This is a genomic window from Enterobacter cloacae complex sp. S1 (assembly GCF_014930525.1).
In the GTDB taxonomy this organism is placed as follows: Bacteria; Pseudomonadota; Gammaproteobacteria; order Enterobacterales; family Enterobacteriaceae; genus Enterobacter; species Enterobacter hormaechei_C.
In genome coordinates, this window is sequence record NZ_JADBRE010000004.1 from 210,210 (window position 1) to 236,213 (window position 26,004).

Sequence of the window (26,004 nt, forward strand, 5' to 3'; positions counted from 1 at the left end):
TATGTTGCCCTTTTTGCCTGGCAGAAAGGAAGAACGATGGCATGTATACCGATTTATCCACCCCGCGGGCTGGAGATATTGCGCGAACACATAAGGCTCGCGCGGGCGCGTCACGAAGTCCAGAATATGGCCGCCCCGCTTACGTATACGTGGTTTTATGAGCGAGTAAGAAACGGCGGGCCGTGGGATTACAAACAACATAAACGGGCTTATGCTGACTTCGGGAATTTCCATTACGGCGCTGTGGGTTATGCAGCGTGCATCCCTGCAAAGATTTTGCTTATTGCTGCCGGCGCGGCGCAGTGGAAAGCCGGCACATCAAGACCCGAATGGGGTAATTTCACGGGGACCCCGCCGTTTGGTGATGATCCGATTGACCAATTTTGGATAAAGCAAGGCATCGACTATGTTAAACAGCATCACTTTTAGGACGCTGCACTGGATCGCCACTATTCTTATGGCCCTGGCGGTCGCGGGGTACTGTTATTTCCAACATATACAGCGTTTAACTGTTAGTGATCGGCTATATCAAGTTCGCCAGCTCACGCCCCGGACCTGGTTATACATTACTGAGTATGACGGCTCGAACATGACCACCGGGGAAGTGTATCGTTATTTTTTAGCGAGTAAGATTGACGGTGATCCGCTGGTGGCTCTCGAAAAACAACATATAGCGCCCACGCTTACAGCGAATACCGCCCGCGCAAAAGTTGAAGGCATAGGCAACAATATCTCATTTACTGTTCACGGCACTGTGTACAGCTTTACAACGTCCGCATTTTTTTATGATGCTGAGGGAATAGCGGCCGCGCCGTCAATTGACTTAACGGCCCGTGGCGAGAGCTGGGACAAGGGGAAATTTAGTCGATAGATAAATATTTATTTAAAAATCCCTTGCGGTCGGGTCAATGATCCGATGAGCCGCGTGTAAGTTTTCACGGCGTACCCGTAGCCGTTCATGGGGCAGAAGTACATTGTGGTTGTCCACCGGGTTCGAACAGGGTGATTGCCCCGCCCGGCCAGTGGCTGGGACGTGGACGTGACCCGGTTGATGTTGCCAGGGAAGAACACGCCGCAAAGCTGGCAGCAGAACAGCCAGCATAAGCATTATTGAGGGGGGCAAGCAGAACCGAAGCAGTGATGAAGATCCGTTTCATTCATACCCCTTGCAATAGTGGTTACTGCATGAAGCTGATTAGATCCAGGAGTGTATGAACGGTAATAAATTAACTATAAAACACTATGGTTAATTTTTTGGAATATCCCCGGCATATCCCTAGAAAAAAGAGGCTGGTGGGTAACTCCCCGCCAGCCCTTGCTGTATTTGGTGGCCCCTGCTGGACTTGAACCAGCGACCAAGCGATTATGAGTCGCCTGCTCTAACCACTGAGCTAAGGGGCCGTGGCGGTGAATTATAAAGTAACTCCCCTCAGCAATCCAGCCATTCACACCTGCCTGCTGTTTTTATAAACAACGCATAATCAATCCTTTATACTTATCTTAAGATGCATAGACAGGAGTAGAGATGATCAACGATATTCTGGCCCCTGGCCTGCGGGTGGTGTTCTGCGGTATCAATCCGGGTAAGTCATCGGCGCACACCGGTTTTCACTTTGCTCATCCGGGAAATCGCTTCTGGAAGGTGATCCACCAGGCCGGTTTTACCGACAAACAGCTTAAGCCGGAAGAAGAGCAGCAGCTGCTGGATACGCGCTGTGGCATCACCATGCTGGTCGAGCGACCCACGGTACAGGCAAGCGAAGTGAATCTGCATGAGCTGCGCGCTGGCGGACGTGAGCTGATCGCGAAAATTGAAGACTATCAGCCCGCGGCGCTGGCGATCCTCGGCAAGCAGGCCTACGAGCAGGCGTTCAGCCAGCGCGGTGCCAGGTGGGGTAAGCAGAACATTACCATTGGCGTAACGCAGGTTTGGGTGTTGCCGAACCCGAGTGGGCTGAACAGGGCGACGCTGGACAAGCTGGTGGAGGCGTATCGGGAACTGGATGAGGCGCTGGTGGTGAGGGGGCTTTAGCTCCTCTGCGGCCTGATGCCCTCACCCTGACCCTCTCCCACAGGGAGAGGGAATAAACAAAAAAAAAGCTCCCGATTGGGAGCTTTTTCATTTCAGGGCCGATTAATCGTCCAGGAAGCTACGCAGTACTTCAGAGCGGCTCGGATGGCGCAGCTTACGCAGCGCCTTCGCTTCGATCTGACGGATACGTTCGCGGGTAACGTCAAACTGTTTACCCACTTCTTCCAGCGTGTGGTCGGTGTTCATGTCGATACCGAAACGCATACGCAGCACTTTGGCTTCACGGGCGGTCAGGCCAGCCAGCACGTCGTGCGTAGCGGCACGCAGGCTCTCGGTGGTGGCAGAGTCCAGCGGCAGCTCGAGGGTGGTATCCTCGATGAAATCACCCAGATGCGAATCTTCATCATCACCGATTGGCGTTTCCATGGAGATTGGCTCTTTAGCGATTTTCAGCACTTTACGGATCTTGTCTTCCGGCATCAGCATGCGTTCAGCCAGCTCTTCCGGCGTCGGCTCGCGACCCATCTCCTGCAACATCTGGCGAGAGATACGGTTGAGTTTGTTGATGGTCTCAATCATATGCACCGGAATACGGATGGTACGCGCCTGGTCTGCGATAGAGCGGGTGATCGCCTGACGGATCCACCAGGTAGCATAGGTGGAGAACTTGTAACCACGACGGTATTCAAACTTATCTACCGCTTTCATCAGACCGATGTTACCTTCCTGAATCAGATCCAGGAATTGCAGGCCACGGTTGGTGTATTTCTTGGCGATAGAGATAACCAGACGTAAGTTCGCTTCAACCATCTCTTTCTTCGCACGGCGGGCTTTCGCTTCACCAATGGACATACGACGGTTGATGTCCTTCACCTGCTCGATGGTCAGGCCGGTCTCTTCTTCAATCTGATGCAGTTTTTGCAGGCCGCGCTGTACGTCTTCTTTCACGTCGTGCAGCTTTTCAGACCACGGCTTGTTCATCGCGATAGCGGCGTTGAACCAGGTTTCGCTGGTTTCATTGCCGGTGAAGAGGGTAATGAAGTTCTTCTTCGGCATTTTGCACTGTTCAACGCACAGCTTCATGATGATACGTTCCTGGGTACGTACGCGATCCATCATCACGCGCATGCTGTTCACCAGGTAGTCGAACTGTTTTGGCACCAGGCGGAACTGTTTGAACACTTCAGACAGCTTCAGGATCTCTTCCTGAGCGGCGGCATGGCTGCGGCCTTTCGCTTTGATGGTGTCACGCGTCACTTCGTACTGGGTACGCAGCTCGGCAAACTTCTCACGCGCCAGTTCAGGGTCGATGCTGTTGTCATCGTCGCTGCTGTCGTCCTCTTCTTCTTCATCTTCGTCTTCGTCGTCATCCATCTCTTCCTGAGACAGCTCAGAACCGACGTGAGTGGCGGTTGGCGCCATATCTTCTTCAGCGTTCGGGTCGACAAAGCCAGTGATCAGATCGGACAGACGCGCTTCTTCCGCTTCAACGCGATCGTACTGCTCCAGCAGATAGGTAATCGCTTCCGGGTACTCGGCAACAGAGCACTGAACCTGGTTGATCCCGTCTTCGATGCGTTTTGCGATGTCAATTTCGCCTTCGCGGGTCAACAGTTCAACAGTACCCATTTCGCGCATGTACATGCGGACCGGGTCAGTGGTACGCCCGATTTCAGATTCCACGCTGGACAGGACCTGTGCAGCAGCTTCTTCCGCATCTTCGTCAGTGTTGTTGGAGGTTTCAGCCAGCAACAGATCATCGGCATCCGGTGCTTCTTCCATCACCTGAATGCCCATGTCATTGATCATTTGGATGATATCTTCGATCTGATCTGAATCGACGATATCTTCCGGCAGATGGTCATTGACCTCGGCATAGGTCAGATAGCCTTGCTCCTTACCGCGTTGGACAAGAAGTTTCAGCTGTGACTGCGGGTTTTGCTCCATAAGACGGTATCCACACTTAATTCGTTTGATTGGTGTCGGCGATGGGCTGCCAACCTTTAAAGCGAGGGCGTACTTATATTTTTGCCGCTGCCTCTCAGTGCGGCTGCCGGGGGCTTCCCGATCGATATTCGGCACTTAAGCCGTTAAATTTTTTATTTCTTCGCCAGTTCCTGGTTAATCATCCAGAGCTCCCGGCGTTCTTCGCTGCTCAGGCCATGGGTGCGCTCGCGAGCTATCAACTCTTCCTGGCGCAACTCAAGCATCGAATCAAACATATGGTTGAGCGAGTCGGTGAACGTTTTTTCTGCGATATCCTTATCTGCTATATCGTCCCACATCGACAGTTTTTCAAGGGTAGCGGCCTCTTTTGTGCCGCGATAATGCTCTAAAAGTTGTCCGGTGGTCAGACCTGGCTGAGACAAACAAGTGTTGACCAATTCTGAAAATAAGCCAAGCCCGGGCAATTTTTCGTGGTTCAAACCCGCCAGCGACGGCACTTGCGGAGCAAGTTCGGGGTTTTGCACCAGCAACCCTATCAGTATACGCATGGTTGTGCGTTTTAGCTGAGGCGCGGGGCGTACCGTGCCGTTTTCAGCCTGTTTCGGCATTAAACGTTCAAGCTGGCTGTCATCCAGAATGCCGAGCTTGTTGCCTAACTCCTGACGCAGATAGATGCGCAGCGTTTCGCCGGGCACCTGGCTGATTAACGGCAGCGCCAGCGTGCTGAGCTGCGCGCGCCCGTCAGGGGTACTCAAATCAACCTGCGGCATCAGGCTGTTAAACAGAAACGTGGAGAGCGGCTGAGCCTGCTCCATCCGCGCTTCAAACGCCGCTTTGCCCTCTTTACGCACCAGCGTATCCGGGTCTTCACCGTCGGGCAGGAACATAAAGCGTAGCTGACGCCCGTCGGTCATATACGGCAACGCGGTTTCCAGCGCTCGCCAGGCGGCGTCGCGTCCTGCGCGGTCACCGTCGTAACAGCAAATCACGTTGTTGGTGACGCGGAACAGCAGCTGGATATGGTCCGCCGTGGTGGACGTTCCCAGCGACGCAACGGCATAGTTAATGTCGTACTGCGCCAGCGCAACAACATCCATATAGCCTTCGACGACCAGAAGACGCGGAGGTTCCGCATTATCCTGCTGTGCCTCATAAAGACCGTAAAGCTGGCGGCCCTTATGGAAAATATCGGTTTCCGGGGAGTTAAGGTATTTCGGCAGGGCATCACCCAGCACGCGACCACCAAAACCTATCACCCGGCCACGCTTGTCGCGGATCGGGAACATCACCCGTTCACGGAAGCGGTCGTAGCTTCGTCCCTGGTCGTTGGTGACCAGCATGCCTGCGTCGATGAGGGATTTACGATCTTCGCTATTGCCGCCAAAACGCTTTAACACGTTGTCCCAGCCGGGCGGGGCGTAACCAATAGCGAAACGCGCAATCACATCGTCACTCAGTCCGCGCTTGTTCAGATACTGACGCGCAGGCTCAGCCGCAGAGTGCTTAAGAGACTGTTGGTAAAACGAATTCAGGCCATCCATCAGTTGGTACAGCGTTTGCCGCTGATGGCGCTCGATCTGACTTGGCCCACTGCCTGCTTCATACGGCACTTCAAGGTTATGCATCGCCGCCAGCTCTTCGACGGTTTCAACGAACTCGAGCTTGTCGTAGTTCATCAAAAAATCGACGGCATTACCGTGTGCGCCACAGCCGAAGCAATGGTAGAACTGTTTTTCACCGTTTACGGTGAAAGAGGGGGTTTTTTCGTTATGGAACGGACAGCACGCATGGTAGTTCTTGCCCTGCTTTTTTAGCTTCACCCGCGCGTCGATGAGATCGACGATGTCGGTTCTGGCAAGCAGGTCATTGATGAAAACGCGTGGGATTCTTCCGGCCATATGCCCCAAAAATTTAAGCGACTTATAAACGAAAACAAGCCGCGCATTCCTTCCGGAAGCACGGCCTTACGACTACAACTCTGTCTGTCAATTGAGGGCTGTGGCCCTCAACAGATTAGTACAGACGAGTACGGCGTGCGTTTTCGCGAGCCAGTTTCTTCGCGTGACGTTTCACAGCGGAAGCTTTAGCGCGCTTACGTTCGGTCGTTGGTTTTTCATAAAACTCACGACGACGAACTTCAGCCAGAACACCTGCTTTCTCGCATGAACGTTTGAAGCGACGCAGTGCTACGTCGAACGGCTCGTTTTCACGTACTTTAATTACCGGCATGTAACTCTCACCTTTAATAAATTCGGTTTGCCGCTGGCATCAACGCCAGCTTATTTCAAAATGGTGCGGAATTTTACTGCAAATGCTGCTGCTTTGTAAAGCACCGATGCGATTTTGAAAGGGACTTTAATAAGGGTGAGGAGTATACACGAGGCTTCTTCCTGGGGCGAACAAAGTTTTACAACAATCCGCCCAGGCTCTACACTGCGCGGTATTGAAACGAGGTAAAACAAGTCATGCGTGTACTGGGTATTGAAACATCCTGCGATGAAACCGGCATCGCGATTTACGACGACGAAAAAGGGCTTCTGGCCAACCAGCTGTATAGTCAGGTGAAATTGCACGCTGACTACGGCGGCGTCGTGCCTGAACTGGCCTCTCGTGACCACGTGCGTAAAACGGTTCCCCTGATTCAGGCGGCGCTTAAAGAGGCCGGGTTGAGTGCAAAAGATATTGATGCCGTGGCCTATACCGCAGGGCCGGGCCTGGTCGGCGCGCTGCTGGTCGGCGCAACGGTAGGGCGTTCGCTGGCCTTCGCGTGGGATGTTCCGGCCATTCCGGTTCACCATATGGAAGGGCACCTTCTGGCGCCGATGCTGGAAGACAATCCGCCAGAGTTCCCGTTTGTGGCGCTGCTGGTTTCCGGTGGGCATACCCAGCTGATAAGCGTAACGGGCATTGGCAAGTACGCGCTGCTGGGCGAGTCGATCGACGATGCGGCCGGTGAAGCCTTCGACAAAACCGCCAAGCTGCTGGGCCTGGATTATCCGGGTGGCCCGATGCTGTCGAAAATGGCCGCACAGGGAACGGAAGGGCGCTTTGTCTTCCCGCGCCCGATGACCGACCGTCCGGGGCTGGATTTTAGCTTCTCTGGCCTGAAAACTTTCGCGGCCAATACTATCCGCAATAATGACGACAGTGAGCAGACCCGTGCCGATATCGCCCGTGCGTTCGAAGACGCGGTGGTGGATACGCTGATGATCAAGTGCAAGCGCGCGCTGGATCAGACCGGCTTTAAGCGCCTGGTGATGGCCGGTGGCGTCAGCGCTAACCGCACGCTGCGCGCGAAGCTTGCTGAGATGATGCAAAAGCGTCGCGGGGAAGTGTTCTATGCGCGTCCGGAGTTCTGTACCGATAACGGGGCGATGATCGCCTACGCCGGGATGGTGCGTCTGAACGCCGGCGCAACGGCTGACCTGAGCGTGTCTGTGCGTCCGCGCTGGCCGCTGGCGGAACTGCCGGAGGCGTGAGTTTCTTTGCCCGGTGGCGCTGCGCTTACCGGGCCTACAAGATCCACGTGTGCTAACGTGCAATAAACCACCCTACACCCGCAACATTCCTTTCTCTTCCAGAAACGCAATGATCGTCGCTAAACCGTCGCCCGCCTTCAGGTTGGTAAACGTCCACGGACGCTCGCCGCGCATGCGATTAGTGTCGCGCTCCATTACCTCCAGCGACGCCCCCACGTACGGCGCGAGGTCGGTTTTGTTGATCACCAGAAAATCGGATTTGGTGATCCCCGGCCCGCCCTTGCGCGGGATTTTTTCCCCTTCGGCCACGTCGATGACGTAGATGGTGAGGTCCGCCAGCTCCGGGCTGAAGGTCGCGCTCAGGTTATCCCCGCCGCTTTCCACGAAGATCAGATCCAGATTGCCGAACTTCTCGCTCAACGCTTCCACCGCCGCCAGGTTCATTGAGGCATCTTCGCGGATGGCGGTATGCGGGCAGCCGCCCGTTTCCACGCCCACGATGCGCTCTGGCTCCAGCGCACCCGCCTCGGTCAGGATGCGCTGATCCTCTTTGGTGTAGATATCGTTGGTCACCACCGCAAGATGATAGGTGTCGCGCATCGCCTTGCAGAGCGCTTCCAGCAGGGCGGTTTTGCCCGACCCTACCGGGCCGCCCACGCCCACGCGCAGGGGATGTTTGTAATCAGCCATGTTGACTCCTCAGGAACGGAATAGTCGTGAATATTGGGTTTCATGGCGCGCGGAGGCGATGGCCGACAGCGGCGTAGCGGCCCCCAGCGCGTCGTCGCCACGTAAAAATGCCTGTTCAAACCCGGCGGCAAAATGGTCGCTCAGGTCGATAATCAGCTGTTGTGCGGCCTGCTGCCCAAACGGTACCAGCTTGACGCCCGCCATCACCGCGCTCTCTATCCAGCTGTAGCCCAGACTCAGCGCCAGCTCGCGCGCGCTAATGCCCCAGCGCACGCCGAGCCAGGCCATGCCGCCGAGCTGGCTCTGCATAAATAGCGGCAGCCATTCGGGCGGACAATCCGGCTCCCAGCTCTTAATCAGTCGCGTAAAGGCCGCCCCACGGTTGCGCTCTTCTTCTCGCAGCTCGCGCGTTTCCCGGCAGGCGAGAAGGTATGCCGTCCAGCGTTTTGCATTTGTAAGATCGCGTTGCTCACAGGCCTGATAAAGACGGATAAACAGCGGCAGGTCGACGCAGAAAAAGCTCTGCTCCATCTGCTGGATCTGCCAGCGCCTGAAGGCCTCAGCGTCCGTGACCCACCCGGCCTCGACAGCCCACTCCAGCCCCTGCGACCAGGTAAACGATCCGACCGGCAGGCTACTGCTGGAGAGCTGCATCAGGCGCAGCCGCTGGCGGGCGTGCTCCATCAGCTCATCAGCGCCAGCAGGGCGGAGACGATCAGCCCGCCGCCGAAGGTTTTACGCAGGCCGTCGTGACGGCGCAGCAGCAGCCCTGCCGCGAAGCTGGCACACAGCACCGTGGCGCTGGCTAACATAAACCCGCTCGTGAAGAGCCAGAAGCTGTGGCCGGACATCTCCACGCCGTGCGCCCAGCCGTGGAACATCGCCAGGGCCGGCACCGCCAGCAGCAGGCGATTTTCAGTCTTAAACATCATCACGCCGCAGACCGCCAGCGAGGCGATAATCAGCATCTCCATGCCGCTAAAGCCGCCGAGCAGGCTGCCCGCAACGGCACCAGCAAGCATCATGCCGAGCGTCGCTAACGGCAACAGCAGCTTGCGGCCGCTCAGGGCGGAGAGCACGCCAGCCCCCGTCAGCATCAGCAGGTGATCCAGCCCGGTCAGCGGATGGAGAAATCCGGCCTGGAAGCTGTCGGTCCCGTGGCCGGGATGCGCGAGCGCGGGAACGGAAAAAGCCAGCAGTAACAGCGGTAAGTACTTGCGCATGATGAGTCCTTAATGTGAATGAGCGTGAGAGTGGCTATGGCTGTGGGCATCGCTGGTGTAAGCGCCCGCTTCCGGTTCAAATGGCAGGCTGGCGAAGGTCACCTCCAGCCCGAACTGACGCAGCATATCGTCGAGGACGTGGTCGTGGTGGTAGCGCAGTTCGCCAGGCATTATTTGCAGCGGTACGTGACGATTGCCCAGGTGATAACAGGCGCGGGCGAGCAGGAACGGGTCGGCGCAGCGCACCACGGAAACCGACTCCGGGGCGGCGATCACTTCGATCACCTCGCTGCCATCGTCGGTAGTCAGCAGGTCGCCCCCGCGCAGCAGCAGGCCGCGCGGCAGCATTAGCCCGGCTTCGCGGCCGTCGTTCAGCGCCACGCGGGCGCGGCTTTTTACCCGCACATCAATCGGTAGCGTGACGCTGGCGGTAATCGGATGCGCATGGTCCAGGCGTTGGGTTAAATAGATCATCATGACTCCTCAAAACAGAAAATAGCGTTGCGCCATCGGCAAAACCTCTGCCGGTTCGCTGGTGATCAATTCGGCGTCGACGCGTACCTCATAGGTTTGCGCGTCAACGGTGATATTCGGCTGTAAATCGTTGTGGATCATGTCGGCCTTTTTCACCGACCGGCAGCCTCTCACCACCGCGGTGGCGCTTTGCAGTCCGAGCCGTTGCGGAATGCCGCTGGCATCAGCAGCCTGAGAGACAAACGTCAGCCGCGTGGCGTGGCGTGCGGCACCAAGGGCACCAAACATCGGGCGGTAATGTACCGGCTGCGGCGTGGGGATCGAGGCGTTGATGTCGCCCATCGGCGCGCAGGCGATCATCCCGCCTTTGACGATGGTGGCGGGTTTGACGCCAAAGAAGGCGGGGGACCAGACCACCAGATCCGCCAGCTTGCCCGCCTCAATAGAACCGACCTCATGGGCGATGCCGTGGGTCAGCGCCGGGTTGATGGTGTATTTGGCGACATAGCGCTTCACGCGGAAGTTATCGTTATCGCCGGTCTCTTCCGGCAGTGCGCCGCGCTGCACCTTCATGCGGTGCGCCACCTGCCAGGTGCGGATAATCACTTCCCCCACGCGGCCCATTGCCTGTGAATCTGACGAGGTGAGCGAGAACGCGCCGATATCGTGCAGCACGTCTTCGGCGGCGATGGTCTCCCGGCGAATGCGGGATTCGGCAAACGCCACGTCCTCGGCGATATCCGGGTCGAGGTGATGGCAAACCATCAGCATGTCCAGGTGCTCGTCGATGGTGTTGACCGTGTAGGGCAGCGTCGGGTTGGTGGAGGAGGGCAGAATATTCGGGTGCGCGCAGGCGGTGATGATATCCGGCGCATGGCCGCCGCCCGCCCCTTCGGTGTGGAAGGTGTGGATGGTGCGCCCGGCGATGGCGGCCAGCGTGTCTTCGACAAAACCGGACTCGTTCAGCGTGTCGCTGTGCAGCGCCACCTGAATATCCATCTCTTCAGCGACCTCCAGCGAGCAGTTGATGGCCGCAGGCGTCGCGCCCCAGTCTTCGTGGATCTTAAGCCCGATGGCACCTGCCGCGATCTGCTCGCGCAGCGCGTCCGGGTTGGAGCCGTTCCCTTTACCCAGCAGGCCAATATTCACCGGTAGCGTATCGACTGCCTGCAACATGCGGGCGATATACCACGGCCCCGGTGTGCAGGTGGTGGCGTTTGTGCCTGCCGCAGGCCCGGTGCCGCCGCCGATCATGGTGGTGACGCCAGACACCAGCGCCTCTTCCGCCTGCTGCGGACAGATCCAGTGGATGTGGGTGTCGATCCCGCCGGCGGTGACAATCCTCCCTTCGGCGGCGATCACCTCCGTTGCCGCGCCAATCGGGATCGTCACGCCGGGCTGAATGTCCGGGTTTCCGGCTTTGCCGATGGCGAAGATCCGCCCATCTTTTACGCCGATATCCGCTTTCACGATCCCCCAGTGATCGACGATTAGCGCGTTGGTGAGCACCAGATCCACGCAGTCGTCGGCGGTCATCTGCCCCTGTCCCATACCGTCGCGGATCACTTTTCCGCCGCCGAATTTAACCTCTTCGCCGTAGATCGTGAGATCGTCTTCCACTTCGATCCACAGCTCGCTGTCGGCCAGCCGCACTTTATCCCCGGTAGTGGGGCCGAACATATCGGCATACGCCTGGCGTGAAATCTCAGCCATGTTTCACCTCGCCCATGACCTCGCCGCGAAAGCCGAAAATGCGCTGTGCGCCCGTCACCTGCACCAGCGTCACTTCCCGCTTCTGGCCGGGCTCGAAGCGCACGGCAGTGCCGGCAGGGATGTTCAGCCGGTAACCTCGGGTGGCTTCGCGATCGAACTTCAGCGCCGGGTTGACCTCGTAAAAGTGGTAGTGCGATCCCACCTGGATCGGCCTGTCGCCGTGGTTTTCCACGATCACACTTCGGGTTTCGCGCCCGACGTTGAGAGCAATGTTGCCGGACTGGATCCGGTATTCGCCTGGGATCATCACGCGCTCCTTACACGATCGGGTTGTGGACGGTGACGAGCTTGGATCCGTCCGGAAAGGTGGCTTCCACCTGGATATCCGGGATCATCTCCGGCACGCCTTCCATCACCTGATCGCGCGTCAGGACGTGGCGGCCGGCTTCCATCAGCGAGGCGACGGTTTCGCCATCGCGCGCGCCTTCCATAATAAAGGCGCTGATCAGCGCGACCGATTCCGGGTAGTTGAGCTTTACCCCGCGCGCGAGGCGGCGTTCGGCAACCAGCGCGGCGGTGAACAGCAACAGCTTGTCTTTTTCTCTGGGAGTCAGTTCCATAGCGTTTCTCTTATGTTTGCCAGATGCGCGGCGAACAGGCGGTTTTGGAAGTTAAAAGCGGGCGAAGCGACTGCCAGATATCGCGCATCACCCGCTGACAAATCAGGTTGTCGTGGGAGAGAAAACGCACCGACAGCAGATCGTCGGTGAGCGTCGCCCCGCCAACGTTTTCCAGCGGGGCGAGAAGCGCACGCACCGCGTCGAGAAGTGCTTCCCGGGCCGGATAGAACAGCAGCGTGCCGACCCACGGATGGTCCGCGACGGGCGTCAGATCGCCACCGCTGAGATGCAGTCGCTCAATCAGACGCGGCTCGCCATCCACCCACACCTCAAGGCGGTTCTCCAGCGTGCCGTGGCTGAAGGTTTCGTTTATCACCGGACGGCCCAGACAGTACAGCTCCCACGCCAGCAGCGTGCTGGTGGCGTGCAGGTGAAAGACGGAACGCAGCGCGGCGTTAGCGCCGGGGAAAATAATGGTGTCCTGCGGCAGCCACTCCAGCGTGGCCTCTTCGTCGAGGTAAAAATGCTGACTGAGGCAGGCCAGCGGGCCGTTGCTGCGATAGAACTTACTGGCGCCGGGCATGGTGATGAGGGCATGGCTTTTGGCGTCGAGCCGCACGGAAATATCCAGCGTATCTCCGCCCACAATTCCGCCTGGCGGGTGCAGCAGGTAAAGGTGGCAGGTTTCCCCTTCGGGATAAAACGGACGCTGAACGGTGAGCGGCCCGCTGTGACGCGCGGAATGGAGAAGGGTTTTCTCAGGGGTATGACAAAACTGGAGGGCAAGCGAGGCCTGCCAGCCTTTGTATGAATTATCAGTGACCTGAGTTGCTAACATGGTGCTTCCATTTCCACACTATCGGGGTACGTTTCAGTATGCCCTGGCGGAAATGAAGGCTGTCATATGAGTCGCTTATGGATAAAAAAACGGCTCATGTGAGCCGGTTTCAGTAATGTAGGCCGGGTAAGCGCAGCGCCACCCGGCAAGAAAGGCTAGCGATAATCCTCTGCATCCACATCATACCCCGACGGCTCCCAGCGGATCGCCAGCAGCGACGCCAGACCGATAAACGGCGCCAGCGCAATCACCCAGAACACGGCGGTATCCAGCGAGGCGACCAGCAGCGGGAACAGAAACAGTGACAGCGTTGAACTGCTGCGCATCAGCGTCTGGTTAAGCCCCACGCCCACGCCGCGCAGCGAGGTCGGGTAGCTCAGGGAGGCAAACGTCATGGTATGCGCACCTGGACCAAAACCCTGACCAAACAGGAACAGCGCCAGCATCGCGACGGCGAACACGCCTTCCATGGCCCCGTCAGGCCGGCCAATCAACGCCAGGCCGAGCAGTGCCGCAAGCTGGCACGCATAACCCGCCAGAGACATCCGCCATGCGCCGAAGCGCGGAACATAGCGCACCGCCAGCAGCCCGCCGACAAACGCGAACAGCAGGTTAAGCGCCAGCGAGATCAGAATGGTGGTCAGCATCGACTGCACAAAGAAGCTGGAGATGATCACCGGCAGGCCAAAGGCTACGGCGTTATAGGCGAACGAGGAGACCACTGACAGCAGCGTGGCGAGCGTGGTACGCCGCAGATAGATACCGCGGAACAGGTTCAGGTAGTTCGACCATTTTGCCTTGTTCACGACAGGCGCGGGCTGGTCGAGCGCATCCTGCGGTACGTGGGCATTAATATTGTAAGACTGCCGCAGGATGGACGCCGCCTCCTTCAGATTGCCCTGATTCGCCGCCCAGACCGGGGATTCGCTCATATAGCGGCTGCGGATGGCGATAATCACCAGCGCGGGCACCGCGCCAAAGCCAAGGATCAGACGCCAGAGCCAGTCGCTGTGGCTTTCCGGCAGCACGGCGTAAAAGAAGAGCACCAGAAGATAAGAGATGCTGATGGCCGCGTACCAGGTGGGGCACCACATTGCGACGCTGGAGGCTTTATTCCCCGGGCCTTTCAGCCTGGCGAACTCGCTGAGAAACGCCATCGCGACGGGAAGGTCGATCCCAACGCCAAGACCCATCACAAAGCGCGCGCCCGCAAGCACATATTCGTTCGGGGCCAGCGCACAGGCGATAGCGGCAACGACAAAGAACACCATGTCGGCCATAAAGACGCGGTAGCGCCCGATTTTATCCGTAAGATAGCCGCCGAGCAGCGCCCCGACAATCGCGCCAAAGGTAATCGCCGAGGCCACCATGCCGGTACCGGCAGGCGTCAGGTTAAATTCGCGGGTGATGTCTTTGATGCCGAATGCCAGCGCGCCGAGATCGTAGGCATCGAGGAAAATTCCCCCGAGCGCGATACCGACCACGATGCGGGCATTGGCCCGGCCCTGAGAGCCGTCATTAACGAGACGTGAAACGTCCGATGCGCTACGCACCCACTTGATGTCGCCATCCGGGGTATTTCCTGCCGTTGGAAGGGGAGTTGAATCTGTGATTTCTGCCATTTTCTTTTTGTGTGGTTGTGTTGTGTCTCTAACAGTTACCACAGGCAGAAGGTGACAAAAATCACATTTGGTTATAAGGCATAACGAACGGTTTACTGAGCGTCTTTCTTTTTACGCCTGAGCTTCGTCCAGATCTTCGTTTCCTTACGCCGCCACAGGCGCTGAATGTTGTCGTGGTGGCGCAACAGGATCAGACACGAGAGCATCGACACCGGGAAGGTAAACTGCGGTTTAAACCACCAGACATAAAACGGGGCGATCAGTGCGCTGACGATGGCGCCCAGCGACGAATAACCGCTCAGCAGAATGGTCAGCAGCCAGGTGCCCGCCATCACGCCGGTGAGATCCCAGCCGATCGGCGCAATCGCGCCAAACGCGGTGGCAACGCCTTTACCGCCTTTAAAACCAAAGAAAACGGGCCAGATGTGGCCGACGCAGGCGGCGATGGCAATCAGCCCCAGCCAGAAGGGTGTGACGCCGAGCGCATACGCGCCCCAGACGGGAAGCATTCCTTTCAGAACATCAAAAATCAAAACCGCTACGGCTGCTCCCTTGCCGCCAATTCGTAGTACATTGGTCGCCCCCGGATTCCCGGAACCACTTTCACGCGGGTCAGGCAACCCGGCGATGCGGCAGACCAGAATGGCGCTGGAGATTGAGCCGCAAAGGTAGGCGAGGATAATCATTCCAGGCGCGATTGCACTCATAACGCTGTTCCGTTTTGAAAATGTATCTGTATTCTCAGCATCTGTGGATAATACGCATAATTCGCCGGAAGTGGTATCCGGTTTAGCCAAAAAGCAGGCAGGTCGTGATGGATATTGTATTTATAGAGCAACTTTCGGTAATCACCACAATTGGTGTTTACGACTGGGAACAGACCATCGAGCAGAAACTGGTGTTCGATATCGAAATGGGCTGGGACAACCGCAAGTCAGCAAAAAGCGATGATGTGAATGACTGTCTGAGCTACGCCGACATCAGTGAAACGGTCATCGCCCATGTGGAAGGGCAACGTTTTGCGCTGGTAGAACGCGTGGCGGAAGAGGTAGCAGACCTGCTGCTGAGCAAATTTAACTCCCCATGGGTGCGCATTAAGCTAAGCAAGCCGGGAGCGGTGGCGCGCGCCGCCAATGTGGGCGTGATTATCGAGCGTGGCACAAATCTGAAAGGAAAGATTTAACGTCATAATAGCTAAACCATTTTAGGTTATATCGGTCTTAAAGCTGTATCTTTCACGGTTGTCCGCGTGGGACACCGTTTTTTTATATCTTTTTAGGGGTTTATAGATGAGCGATATGCACTCGCTGCTGGTGGCGGCAATACTGGGTGTGGTCGAAGGATTGACGGAGTTTTTGCCGGTGTCCAGTACGGGCCATATGATTATCGTTGGCCATCTCCTGGGCTTTGAAGGCGATACCGCAAAGACGTTTGAGGTGGTTATTCAGCTGGGCTCTATCCTGGCGGTGGTCGTGATGTTCTGGCGACGTCTGTTTGGTCTGATCGGTATCCACTTCGGGCGTTTGCCGCAGCGTGAAGGAGAGGGCAAAGGGCGCCTGACGCTGATTCATATTCTGCTCGGGATGATCCCGGCGGTAGTGCTGGGGCTGGTGTTCCACGACACCATTAAATCGCTCTTCAACCCGATTAACGTGATGTACGCGCTGGTTGTCGGCGGCTTCCTGCTGATTGCCGCCGAAGTGCTGAAGCCAAAAACCCCGCGTGCGGAAGGTCTGGACGATATGACGTATCGCCAGGCGTTTATGATTGGCTGCTTCCAGTGTCTGGCGCTGTGGCCGGGCTTCTCCCGTTCAGGGGCAACCATTTCCGGCGGGATGCTGATGGGCGTGAGCCGTTACGCGGCGTCTGAGTTCTCGTTCCTGCTGGCGGTGCCGATGATGATGGGCGCCACCGCGCTGGATCTCTACAAAAGCATCGGCTTCCTGACCGTGGGCGACATTCCGATGTTCGCCGTGGGCTTTATCACCGCCTTTATTGTGGCGTTGATCGCCATCAAAACCTTCCTGCAACTGATTAAGCGTATTTCGTTTATTCCGTTCGCGATCTACCGCTTTATCGTCGCGGCTGCCGTGTACGTGGTCTTCTTCTGATGACCGACCGCCCTCAGTCTTTCGGCTGAGGGCAACGTTTTTCCTTCCACGCTGCAACTGCATCAATCCGCCGCTTCGTCAGCTCTTCGCGGATCGCCGGGCCTTTAAACCCTGCCTCCACCACCTCTTTTGTTGGCACCGCTTTCGCTACGTCCCACGCCTCACGCAGCAAACGACCCTGCGGATAATCGGACGCTTCAAACCCGGTGCGGCCGCGCACGTCGGCTTCGCTGGTCAGCGCAATTTGCTCAACGCGCTGCGGTTTGCGCCAGGCGTCGATGTTATCAAACAGCCTGACGATGGTGGCGGGTTTCAGGATCGGGAAGGTGTGGATCAGGTCGTGAAACTCGGCCACCAGTTTTGCCAGATCGCGAATGTCATTCGGCACGCGCAGGCGCTGGCAAAGCCCTTCAACCAGCTTCACGCCAGCCGGACCGTGCCCGTGGTGGCGTGGCCACAACTCCTTTGGCGTTAACCCTTTGCCGAGGTCATGGCAGAGGGTGGAAAAGCGCACGTCCACCTCCGGGCTGAGCATGGCGGCCATGCTCAGCGTCATCAGGGTGTGAATGCCGGTATCAATTTCCGGGTGCCATTTCGCCGGGGCGGGCACGCCAAACAGCGCGTCTATTTCCGGGAACAGCACTTTCAGCGCCCCGCAGTCGCGCAGAACCTGGAAAAAGACCTGCGGATTACGGGTAGTCAGGGCGTTTTCGGTCTCTTTCCAGACGCGTTCTGGCGTCAGGTGTTCCAGCTCGCCCGCGTCGGTCATGGCCGTCATCAGCGCCATCGTCTCGTCGGCGATGCGGAAGCTGAGATGGGCATAACGGGCGGCAAAACGCGCCACGCGCAGTACGCGTAACGGATCTTCAGAAAAGGCGGGGGAAATATGGCGTAAAAGACGGTCGCGCAGATCGTTCTGGCCGCCGTAGACGTCGATAATATGGCCTTTTTCGTCCTGCGCCAGGGCATTAATGGTGAGATCGCGGCGCAGTAAGTCCTGCTCCAGCGTCACATCCGGCGCGGCATAGCAGGTGAAGCCGGTATAACCGGAACCGGATTTCCGTTCGGTACGCGCCAGGGCGTACTCTTCCCGGCTTTTCGGATGGAGGAACACAGGAAAATCGCGGCCTACCTGCTGGTAGCCCGCGTCAATCATCGCTTCGGGCGTGGCACCGACCACGACCCAGTCTTTATCTTTGACCGGCAGACCTAATAACGCATCACGTACCGCACCACCGACCAGATAACTCTTCACGCCAACACTCCCGTTTTATCTTTTCGCAAGATGATACGTAAGTGTGGCAGAGAAGACGAGTTAGTTCATCCAGCGGTCTTTACGTTTACGGCTCGGGATAAGGTGAGGAAGCACCAGACCCAGCACCAGACCGACGCCAAGCACCCCGCCGCCATACATAAACCACTGCATGATGATGGTGCGTTGTTTGTCATCCAGCTGTAGATTCGCGGCGTTCACTTTCTTCTGCGCGACGATGAGCTCATTTTTCAGCTTCTGATTTTCATCTTTCAGACCGGCGATCACGCTGTCGCTTTGCGCCACTTTCTGCTGCATCTCTGCGGTGCGCTGGTTCCAGGTGCCGTCAATGTTGTTCAGCTTATCGGTCAGGGTTTTCACCTGATTTTCCAGGTCCGGCACGCGGGTGCGCAGGCTTGGCACCGTGCTCAGCTCTTTCAGCGGGATCCATGAGGTGCGGCCAGAGCTGTCACGAACCTGACCGTAATTGGTGTCTGCATTGGTTTGCAGCAGAGTCACTTCCTCGCCGGCATTTACCGTACCCACGAGGCGATAATTGTCTCCAGGGCCGCTGCGTACCCAGGTATTCAGTTCATCAGAAACGTAACGTTTCTCTTCAGCGTGGACCGCGGTTGCGGCGCTAAAAGCGAGTAAAGTAAGTCCAATCAGGCGTAATTTAAGCATATCAGTCGTTATTTTCATAAAAAGTGGAACGATAGTAGTGGTATCAGTGTCGCTACGCAAAGGATTCATCATCAATCGGAATCATCTGTGTCATGATTTCCACCGCTTTAAACTTTTACGCCCGTCAAATTGCTCATTGCGTGGCAATTTGGCGCAAAATACTATGTACTGACAAACAAATGGCGAGGAAGTTCGCCTTCATCGACGCGTCTGTGACGCACGCAAAAGTACAAGGCTATGGCACAAGAGATCGAATTAAAGTTTATCGTCGAAAAAGACAGCGCTGACGCGCTCCGCCAGCATCTGAATACGCTGTCCGGCGAGCACCATGAACCCGTACAGCTGCTCAACATCTATTACGAAACGCCGGACAACTGGCTGCGCAACCACGATATGGGCCTGCGCATCCGGGGTGCGAACGGGCGCTACGAGATGACGATGAAAATCGCCGGTCGCGTGGTGGGCGGTTTGCACCAGCGTCCGGAATACAATATCGACATCACTAAGCCAGAACTTGAGTTGGATCGTTTTCCGGCGGAAGTGTGGCCGGAAGGGACGCTGCCCGCAACGCTGTCGGCAGAGGCGCAACCGCTGTTCAGCACCGATTTCTGGCGCGAAAAATGGCTGGTGACGGAAGGCAAGAGCCGCATTGAGATCGCGTTTGATCGGGGTGAAATTAAGGCGGGTGAAGAGCAGGAGCCGATCTGCGAATTGGAACTCGAACTGCTGGAAGGCGAGGCGAGCGACGTGCTGAAGCTGGCGCACAAGCTGGTGAACCAGCCTGGCCTGCGTCAGGGCAGCCTGAGTAAAGCGGCGCGCGGCTATCACCTGGCCGCCGGGAATGCGCCGCGCGTGCTGCGAGAAACCCCGATTCTGCGCGTTGTGCCGAAAGCCTCCGTTGAGCAGGGCATGGAAGCGGCGCTGGAGCTGGCGCTCTCTCAGTGGCAGTACCACGAGGAGCTGTGGGCGCGTAACGTGAAAAATGCCAAAAAACAGGTGCTGGCCGCTATGGGGCTGGTGCGTCATACCCTGACGCTCTTTGGCGGCATTGTACCGCGTAAAGCCAGCACTCACTTACGTGATTTGCTCACTCAAACCGAAACGCTGATGCTTTCCGACGTGTCGGCACAAACGGCGATCTACAGCCCGCAAAACGCCGGCGCGAAACTGGCGCTGACCGAGTTTCTGGTGACGCGCGGCTGGCGCACGTTCCTCGATGCGAAAGGGCAGACCAAAATCGCGGAAAACTTCAAACGTTTTGCGGATATCCACCTCTCCCGTCACGCGGCCGAGCTGAGAACCACCTTTGCGCATCCGCTGGGCGACCAGTATGGCGATCAGCTTCCCCGCCTGGCGCGTAACATCGACAGCATGTTGCTGCTGTCAGGTGCGTATGAGGGCGTGAAGGCGCAGGCCTGGCTGGAGAACTGGCAGGGGCTGAAGCATGCCATCGAGACCCGTCAGCAGATCGAGATCGAGCATTTCCGCAACGAGGCCATTTCGCAGGATCCGTACTGGCTGCACAGCGGAAAACGTTAATTCTGGCAAGGAACCCCTGATATGCCGCTTTCTTCGCAGTTACAGCAGCACTGGCAGACCGTTTGCGAACGCCTGCCTGAGTCGTTACCCGCGTCGTCGTTAAGCGAGCAGGCGAAAAGCGTGCTCACGTTCAGTGATTTTGTGCAGGAGAGCGTCAGCGCCAACCCGGACTGGCTGGCAGAGCTGGAAAGCGCGCCGCCGCAGGCTGACGAGTGGCGGCATTATGCTGGCTGGCTGCAAACCGCGCTGGCAGAGGTGGCAGACGAAGCCACGCTGATGCGCGTACTGCGTCAGTTCCGCCGCCGGGTGATGGTACGCATTGCCTGGGCGCAGGCGCTGGAGCTGGTGAGCGAAGAGAGTACCTTGCAGCAATTGAGCGAGCTGGCGCAGACGTTGATTGTCGCCGCGCGGGACTGGCTCTACGCCGCCTGCTGTAAAGAGTGGGGCACGCCGTGCAGCGAAGCCGGGGTTCCGCAACCGCTGTTGATTCTGGGGATGGGCAAGCTGGGCGGCTGCGAGCTTAATTTCTCCTCAGACATCGACCTGATTTTTGCCTGGCCGGAGAACGGCTCCACGCGCGGCGGTCGTCGCGAGCTGGACAACGCCCAGTTCTTTACTCGCCTGGGGCAGCGGCTGATTAAGGCACTGGATCAGCCCACCCAGGATGGTTTTGTCTACCGCGTGGATATGCGTTTGCGTCCGTTTGGCGACAGCGGTCCGCTGGTGCTGAGCTTTGCCGCGCTGGAAGATTATTACCAGGAGCAGGGTCGCGACTGGGAGCGTTACGCGATGGTCAAAGCGCGGATCATGGGTGACAGCGACGATGCCTGGGCCAACGAGCTGCGCGCCATGCTGCGCCCGTTTGTGTTCCGCCGCTACATCGACTTCAGCGTGATCCAGTCCCTGCGAAATATGAAAGGGATGATTGCCCGCGAGGTGCGTCGCCGTGGCCTGAAGGACAACATCAAGCTCGGCGCGGGCGGTATTCGTGAGATCGAATTTATCGTCCAGGTCTTCCAGCTGATACGCGGCGGGCGTGAACCTTCTCTGCAATCCCGCTCGCTGCTGCCGACGCTGAGCGCTATCGAGCAGCTGCATCTGCTGCCGGAAGGCGATGCGCAAACGCTGCGTGACTCTTATCTCTTCCTGCGTCGTCTGGAAAATTTGCTGCAAAGTATCAACGACGAACAGACCCAGACGTTACCGGGCGACGAGCTGAACCGGGCGCGTCTGGCCTGGGGGATGCGGGTGGATGACTGGGCGGCGCTGACGCAACGGCTGGAAGCGCATATGGCGGGCGTGCGCCGCATCTTTAACGATCTGATCGGCGACGACGAAAGCGAATCGCAGGACGATGCGCTCTCCGAGCACTGGCGCGAGCTGTGGCAGGACGCGCTCCAGGAAGATGACACCACGCCGGTGCTGGCGCACTTAAGCGACGATGCCCGCCATCGCGTGGTGGCGCTGATTGCCGATTTCCGCTTCGAACTGAACAAACGCGCCATTGGCCCACGCGGTCGTCAGGTGCTGGATCATCTGATGCCGCATCTGCTGAGCGATGTCTGCTCCCGCGAGGATGCGCCGGTGCCGCTGTCGCGCATGATGCCGCTGCTGAGCGGGATCGTCACGCGTACCACTTACCTTGAACTGTTAAGCGAGTTTCCCGGCGCGCTGAAGCACCTGATTTCTCTCTGCGCCGCCTCGCCGATGGTGGCGAACAAGCTGGCGCGTTATCCGCTGCTGCTGGACGAACTGCTCGACCCGAATACGCTGTATCAGCCGACGGCGACGGATGCCTACCGCGACGAGCTGCGTCAGTATCTGCTGCGCGTACCGGAAGAGGACGAAGAGCAACAGCTCGAGGCGCTTCGTCAGTTTAAGCAGGCGCAGATGCTGCGCGTGGCGGCGGCAGATATCGCCGGCACCCTGCCGGTAATGAAAGTGAGCGATCACTTAACGTGGCTGGCGGAAGCGATCATCGACGCGGTTGTCCATCAGGCGTGGGTGCAGATGGTGGCCCGCTACGGGCAGCCGAAACACCTTGCAGAGCGCGAAGGCCGCGGTTTTGCGGTGGTGGGTTACGGCAAGCTGGGCGGCTGGGAGCTGGGCTACAGCTCCGATCTGGATCTGATTTTCCTCCACGACTGTCCGGCAGACGTCATGACCGACGGCGAACGTGAGATTGACGGGCGGCAGTTCTACCTGCGTCTGGCCCAGCGCATTATGCACCTGTTCAGCACCCGCACCTCATCCGGCATTCTGTATGAAGTGGATGCGCGTCTGCGCCCGTCCGGCGCGGCAGGCATGCTGGTCACCTCGACGGAGGCTTTCGCCGACTATCAGAAGAACGAAGCCTGGACGTGGGAGCATCAGGCGCTGGTGCGCGCCCGCGTGGTGTATGGCGATCCGCAGCTCAAAACGCAGTTCGATGCGATCCGCAAGGCGGTCATGACGACCCCGCGCGAGGGCAGTACGTTGCAAACCGAAGTGCGGGAAATGCGGGAGAAGATGCGCGCGCACCTTGGCAACAAACATCGCGATCGCTTTGATATTAAAGCCGATGAAGGCGGCATTACCGATATCGAGTTTATCACTCAGTACCTGGTGCTGCTGCACGCGCACGATAAGCCGAAGCTGACCCGCTGGTCGGATAACGTGCGCATACTGGAACTGCTGGCACAGAACGACATTATGGATGAGCAGGAGGCGCAGGCATTAACCCGCGCCTACACCACGCTTCGTGACGAGTTGCACCATCTGGCCTTACAGGAACAGCCGGGCCATGTGGCGCTGGACTGTTTCGCCGATGAACGCGCGCAGGTGACCACAAGCTGGCAGAAGTGGCTGGTGGAACCGTGCGTAACAAAACAAGTGTGATATTATCGCGCGCAAATTGTGAATCTTTCTGGAGTCAGGAATGAAAGTAACACTGCCAGAGTTTGAACGTGCTGGAGTTATGGTTGTCGGTGATGTGATGCTGGATCGCTACTGGTATGGGCCGACCAGCCGTATCTCTCCGGAAGCGCCGGTGCCGGTAGTTAAGGTCGACACCATTGAAGAGCGTCCAGGCGGCGCGGCAAACGTGGCGATGAACATAGCCTCGCTGGGCGCGCATTCGCGTCTGGTGGGCCTGACCGGCATTGACGATGCGGCGCGTGCCCTGAGTCAGTCGCTGGCGGACGTGAACGTGAAGTGCGACTTCGTTTCTGTTCCGACCCACCCAACCATCACCAAGCTTCGCGTCCTGTCGCGTAACCAGCAGCTGATCCGCCTCGATTTCGAAGAAGGATTCGAAGGCGTTGATCCTGAGCCGCTACACGAGCGTATTAGCCAGGCGCTGGGCAATATCGGCGCGCTGGTGCTGTCTGATTATGCCAAAGGCGCGCTGGCGAGCGTGCAGACCATGATCCAGCTGGCGCGTAAAGCCAGCGTACCGGTGCTGATCGATCCGAAAGGCACCGATTTCGAGCGCTATCGCGGCGCAACCCTGCTGACGCCAAACCTCTCTGAGTTCGAAGCGGTGGCGGGCAAGTGCAAAACTGAAGAAGAGCTGGTTGAGCGCGGCATGAAAATCATCGCTGATTTCGAGCTGTCTGCGCTGCTGGTGACCCGTTCCGAACAGGGCATGACGCTGCTGCAACCGGGCAAATCGCCGCTGCATATGCCAACCCAGGCGCAGGAAGTGTACGACGTGACCGGTGCCGGTGATACGGTGATTGGCGTGCTGGCGGCGACGCTGGCGGCGGGTAACTCTCTGGAAGAAGCATGCTACTTCGCGAACGCCGCGGCGGGCGTGGTCGTTGGTAAACTCGGGACCTCCACCGTTTCGCCAATCGAGCTGGAAAACGCGGTGCGTGGGCGTGCGGATACCGGCTTTGGCGTCATGACCGAAGAGGAACTGAAAGTGGCCGTTGCTGCCGCGCGCAAACGCGGTGAAAAAGTGGTGATGACCAACGGCGTGTTCGACATCCTGCATGCGGGTCATGTGTCGTATCTGGCGAACGCGCGCAAGCTGGGCGATCGCCTGATTGTGGCGGTCAACAGCGATGCCTCAACCAAACGTCTGAAGGGTGAAACGCGTCCGGTGAACCCGCTGGAGCAGCGCATGATAGTGCTCGGCGCGCTGGAAGCGGTGGACTGGGTGGTCTCATTTGAAGAAGACACCCCGCAGCGCCTGATTGCCGGAATTCTGCCTGACCTGCTGGTGAAGGGCGGTGATTACAAACCAGAGCAAATCGCAGGTAGCGAAGAGGTCTGGGCGAATGGCGGTGAAGTGATGGTGCTCAACTTTGAGGACGGGTGTTCAACCACCAACATCATTAAGAAGATCCAGAAAGACAGTCAGTAAAAAACGGGCCAGTTGGCCCGTTCGTTTTTCACCCTCTCCCTGTGGGAGAGGGCTGGGGTGAGGGCATCAGGCCGCACTTATGCCTGGTCATCCACCGGTGGAATAGCTGGCGCTGGCTTCACTTCTTCCGGCGCATTGCGGCTCTCCAGCTCGCTCAGACGCTGTTCCAGCAGCGCCAGCTTCTCGCGGGTGCGCAGCAGCACCTGAGTCTGCACATCAAACTCTTCGCGGCTGACTAAATCAAGGCGAACCAACTGTGCCTGCAACGTCTGGCGGATTTTCTTCTCAACGTCATCACCAAACTCACGAATACCTTTCGGCATGGACTCATGAACCTGACGCGCGATCTGCTCAATTTTCTTTGGGTCAATCATTGTCGTTTCCCTTGATGAAAAGGTGTTAGTGCCTATTGTAGCGCGTCATGCCGTGGGTTAAACAAAATTGTTTGAAGCTTATGCATTGCCCAGGGTAATCAATAGCGTTATAGTTATCTCGCTTATTCTCAGGGCGGGGCGAAATTCCCCACCGGCGGTAAATCAGCTTAACGCTGAAAGCCCGCGAGCGCTTTGGGTGAATTCTCAAAGGTCAGCAGATCCGGTGTAATTCCGGGGCCGACGGTTAGAGTCCGGATGGGAGAGAGTAACGATCCAGTCGGGCAAAGCCCGCTCACGTTATTTTTTTGCCGCTTGTACGGCGCTCCTAAGACTGCCCTGATTCTGGTAACCATAAAGTTAATGAGGTTTTTTTACCATGAATCAGACGCTACTTTCCTCTTTTGGCACTTCAACTCAACGTGTTGAACATGCACTGGATGCACTGCGCGAAGGCCGCGGTGTGATGGTGCTTGACGATGAAAACCGTGAAAACGAAGGCGACATGATTTTTGCCGCCGAGAACATGACCGTTGAGCAGATGGCGCTGACCATCCGTCACGGTAGCGGCATCGTATGCCTGTGCATCACCGAAGACCGTCGCAAGCAGCTTGATCTGCCGATGATGGTTGAAAACAACACCAGCGCCTTTGGTACCGGCTTCACCGTGACCATTGAAGCAGCGCATGGCGTAACCACCGGTGTGTCGGCAGCTGACCGCCTGACTACCGTGCGTGCAGCGATTGCTGATGGTGCGAAACCATCCGATCTGCACCGCCCTGGTCACGTCTTCCCGCTGCGCGCGCAGCCGGGCGGCGTGCTGACCCGTGGTGGTCATACCGAAGCGACCATCGATCTGGTGACGCTGGCTGGCTTCAAACCCGCAGGCGTGCTGTGCGAACTGACCAACGATGATGGCACCATGGCGCGCGCGCCGGAGTGCATCACCTTTGCGCGACTGCACAATATGCCAGTGGTGACGATTGAAGATCTGGTTGAGTATCGCCGGGCGCACGAGCGCAAAGCCAGCTAAACATGCTGATGTGAAAAAGCCGGGGAAA

At 57.8% G+C, this 26,004-nt stretch carries 26 protein-coding genes, 1 tRNA gene and 1 riboswitch; of the genes, 10 read left to right on the forward strand and 17 right to left on the reverse strand.

All coding sequences use genetic code 11. The annotated features are described in order from the left end of the window. Positions 1-36 precede the first annotated feature (36 nt). Together IM290_RS03475 and IM290_RS03480 are read left to right on the forward strand one after the other, a co-directional pair. Positions 37-429: a polymorphic toxin type 44 domain-containing protein gene (locus tag IM290_RS03475; RefSeq protein WP_017692645.1), complete on the forward strand. Its 393-nt coding sequence runs from the start codon at positions 37-39 to the stop codon at positions 427-429. Further along, positions 407-871: a hypothetical protein gene (locus tag IM290_RS03480; RefSeq protein ID WP_017692646.1), complete on the forward strand. Its 465-nt coding sequence runs from the start codon at positions 407-409 to the stop codon at positions 869-871. The genes IM290_RS03475 and IM290_RS03480 overlap by 23 nt, the downstream gene beginning before the upstream one ends. 454 nt (positions 872-1,325) lie before the next feature. Here IM290_RS03480 and IM290_RS03485 read toward each other — a convergent pair. Then, positions 1,326-1,401, reverse strand: a tRNA-Ile gene (locus tag IM290_RS03485). 124 nt (positions 1,402-1,525) lie between these two features. Between IM290_RS03485 and mug the strand changes: the two genes are divergently transcribed. Then, positions 1,526-2,032, forward strand: a complete 507-nt coding sequence (mug, locus tag IM290_RS03490) for a G/U mismatch-specific DNA glycosylase (RefSeq protein ID WP_032649590.1) — start codon at positions 1,526-1,528, stop codon at positions 2,030-2,032. A gap of 102 nt (positions 2,033-2,134) precedes the next feature. Here mug and rpoD read toward each other — a convergent pair whose 3' ends face one another. The 3 genes from rpoD to rpsU form a co-directional block, all read right to left on the reverse strand. Beyond that, complete coding sequence (gene rpoD, locus IM290_RS03495) at positions 2,135-3,979, reverse strand: RNA polymerase sigma factor RpoD (protein WP_015571912.1); 1,845 nt, start codon at positions 3,977-3,979, stop codon at positions 2,135-2,137. 152 nt (positions 3,980-4,131) lie between these two features. Continuing rightward, entirely contained in the window at positions 4,132-5,877 is a 1,746-nt protein-coding gene (gene dnaG, locus IM290_RS03500; RefSeq protein WP_003862574.1) for a DNA primase, read from the reverse strand. 115 nt (positions 5,878-5,992) lie between these two features. Next, complete coding sequence (rpsU, locus tag IM290_RS03505) at positions 5,993-6,208, reverse strand: 30S ribosomal protein S21 (protein WP_001144069.1); 216 nt, start codon at positions 6,206-6,208, stop codon at positions 5,993-5,995. Between the two features lie 236 nt (positions 6,209-6,444). On the opposite strand from rpsU, the gene tsaD reads away from it, so the two are divergent. Beyond that, complete coding sequence (tsaD, locus tag IM290_RS03510) at positions 6,445-7,458, forward strand: tRNA (adenosine(37)-N6)-threonylcarbamoyltransferase complex transferase subunit TsaD (protein ID WP_193042134.1); 1,014 nt, start codon at positions 6,445-6,447, stop codon at positions 7,456-7,458. A 72-nt stretch (positions 7,459-7,530) separates the two neighbouring features. On the opposite strand, the gene ureG is transcribed toward tsaD, so the two are convergent. The 10 genes from ureG to plsY form a co-directional block, all read right to left on the reverse strand. Next, the gene (gene ureG / locus IM290_RS03515) at positions 7,531-8,148 is read right to left on the reverse strand and encodes an urease accessory protein UreG (RefSeq protein ID WP_014071813.1); all 618 of its coding nucleotides are present in this window, start codon (positions 8,146-8,148) and stop codon (positions 7,531-7,533) included. 9 nt (positions 8,149-8,157) lie between these two features. Beyond that, on the reverse strand, positions 8,158-8,832 hold the full coding sequence (locus tag IM290_RS03520) for an urease accessory protein UreF (RefSeq protein ID WP_193042135.1): 675 nt from the start codon (positions 8,830-8,832) through the stop codon (positions 8,158-8,160). Beyond that, entirely contained in the window at positions 8,832-9,371 is a 540-nt protein-coding gene (locus IM290_RS03525; protein WP_015571909.1) for a HupE/UreJ family protein, read from the reverse strand. Before IM290_RS03525 ends, IM290_RS03520 begins: the two co-directional genes overlap by 1 nt. Before the next feature lie 9 nt (positions 9,372-9,380). Further along, on the reverse strand, positions 9,381-9,845 hold the full coding sequence (ureE, locus tag IM290_RS03530) for an urease accessory protein UreE (protein ID WP_017384028.1): 465 nt from the start codon (positions 9,843-9,845) through the stop codon (positions 9,381-9,383). A gap of 9 nt (positions 9,846-9,854) precedes the next feature. Then, positions 9,855-11,558, reverse strand: a complete 1,704-nt coding sequence (gene ureC / locus IM290_RS03535) for an urease subunit alpha (protein WP_193042136.1) — start codon at positions 11,556-11,558, stop codon at positions 9,855-9,857. Then, positions 11,551-11,865, reverse strand: coding sequence for an urease subunit beta (locus IM290_RS03540; protein WP_015571906.1), 315 nt, complete (start codon positions 11,863-11,865; stop codon positions 11,551-11,553). Before IM290_RS03540 ends, ureC begins: the two co-directional genes overlap by 8 nt. Before the next feature lie 10 nt (positions 11,866-11,875). Next, positions 11,876-12,178, reverse strand: coding sequence for an urease subunit gamma (locus tag IM290_RS03545; protein WP_003862556.1), 303 nt, complete (start codon positions 12,176-12,178; stop codon positions 11,876-11,878). A 10-nt stretch (positions 12,179-12,188) separates the two neighbouring features. Beyond that, complete coding sequence (locus tag IM290_RS03550; RefSeq protein ID WP_015571905.1) at positions 12,189-13,016, reverse strand: urease accessory protein UreD; 828 nt, start codon at positions 13,014-13,016, stop codon at positions 12,189-12,191. A 155-nt stretch (positions 13,017-13,171) separates the two neighbouring features. Beyond that, positions 13,172-14,638, reverse strand: coding sequence for an MFS transporter (locus IM290_RS03555; RefSeq protein WP_193042137.1), 1,467 nt, complete (start codon positions 14,636-14,638; stop codon positions 13,172-13,174). A gap of 92 nt (positions 14,639-14,730) precedes the next feature. Then, positions 14,731-15,345, reverse strand: a complete 615-nt coding sequence (gene plsY, locus IM290_RS03560) for a glycerol-3-phosphate 1-O-acyltransferase PlsY (RefSeq protein ID WP_017384031.1) — start codon at positions 15,343-15,345, stop codon at positions 14,731-14,733. Between the two features lie 107 nt (positions 15,346-15,452). Here plsY and folB point away from each other — a divergent pair, with 107 nt between their 5' ends. Continuing rightward, complete coding sequence (gene folB, locus IM290_RS03565; protein WP_015571902.1) at positions 15,453-15,821, forward strand: bifunctional dihydroneopterin aldolase/7,8-dihydroneopterin epimerase; 369 nt, start codon at positions 15,453-15,455, stop codon at positions 15,819-15,821. Positions 15,822-15,927: 106 nt separating this feature from the next. Further along, the gene (gene bacA / locus IM290_RS03570) at positions 15,928-16,749 is read left to right on the forward strand and encodes an undecaprenyl-diphosphate phosphatase (RefSeq protein WP_003862545.1); all 822 of its coding nucleotides are present in this window, start codon (positions 15,928-15,930) and stop codon (positions 16,747-16,749) included. 13 nt (positions 16,750-16,762) lie between these two features. On the opposite strand, the gene IM290_RS03575 is transcribed toward bacA, so the two are convergent. Further along, a complete protein-coding gene (locus IM290_RS03575; protein WP_017384033.1) occupies positions 16,763-18,004 on the reverse strand; it encodes a multifunctional CCA addition/repair protein in 1,242 nt (413 codons plus the stop codon). 60 nt (positions 18,005-18,064) lie between these two features. Next, a complete protein-coding gene (locus IM290_RS03580; protein WP_001303390.1) occupies positions 18,065-18,685 on the reverse strand; it encodes a TIGR04211 family SH3 domain-containing protein in 621 nt (206 codons plus the stop codon). 237 nt (positions 18,686-18,922) lie between these two features. On the opposite strand from IM290_RS03580, the gene IM290_RS03585 reads away from it, so the two are divergent. From IM290_RS03585 to hldE, 3 genes are read left to right on the forward strand one after another with little or no spacing between them, the layout of a single operon-like run. Further along, positions 18,923-20,224 (forward strand): inorganic triphosphatase, encoded by a 1,302-nt coding sequence (locus IM290_RS03585; RefSeq protein ID WP_047057451.1) that lies wholly within the window; start codon positions 18,923-18,925, stop codon positions 20,222-20,224. Between the two features lie 21 nt (positions 20,225-20,245). Beyond that, entirely contained in the window at positions 20,246-23,101 is a 2,856-nt protein-coding gene (glnE, locus tag IM290_RS03590; protein ID WP_045327462.1) for a bifunctional [glutamate--ammonia ligase]-adenylyl-L-tyrosine phosphorylase/[glutamate--ammonia-ligase] adenylyltransferase, read from the forward strand. A gap of 40 nt (positions 23,102-23,141) precedes the next feature. Continuing rightward, a complete protein-coding gene (gene hldE / locus IM290_RS03595; RefSeq protein WP_133983232.1) occupies positions 23,142-24,572 on the forward strand; it encodes a bifunctional D-glycero-beta-D-manno-heptose-7-phosphate kinase/D-glycero-beta-D-manno-heptose 1-phosphate adenylyltransferase HldE in 1,431 nt (476 codons plus the stop codon). A 77-nt stretch (positions 24,573-24,649) separates the two neighbouring features. Here the strand turns inward: hldE and ubiK are convergent, their stop codons facing one another. Continuing rightward, a complete protein-coding gene (gene ubiK / locus IM290_RS03600; RefSeq protein ID WP_000566823.1) occupies positions 24,650-24,946 on the reverse strand; it encodes a ubiquinone biosynthesis accessory factor UbiK in 297 nt (98 codons plus the stop codon). A gap of 120 nt (positions 24,947-25,066) precedes the next feature. Further along, a riboswitch (FMN riboswitch) is annotated at positions 25,067-25,217 on the forward strand. 105 nt (positions 25,218-25,322) lie between these two features. On the opposite strand from ubiK, the gene ribB reads away from it, so the two are divergent. Next, a complete protein-coding gene (ribB, locus tag IM290_RS03605) occupies positions 25,323-25,976 on the forward strand; it encodes a 3,4-dihydroxy-2-butanone-4-phosphate synthase (RefSeq protein WP_015571897.1) in 654 nt (217 codons plus the stop codon). The last annotated feature ends 28 nt before the right edge of the window (positions 25,977-26,004 follow it).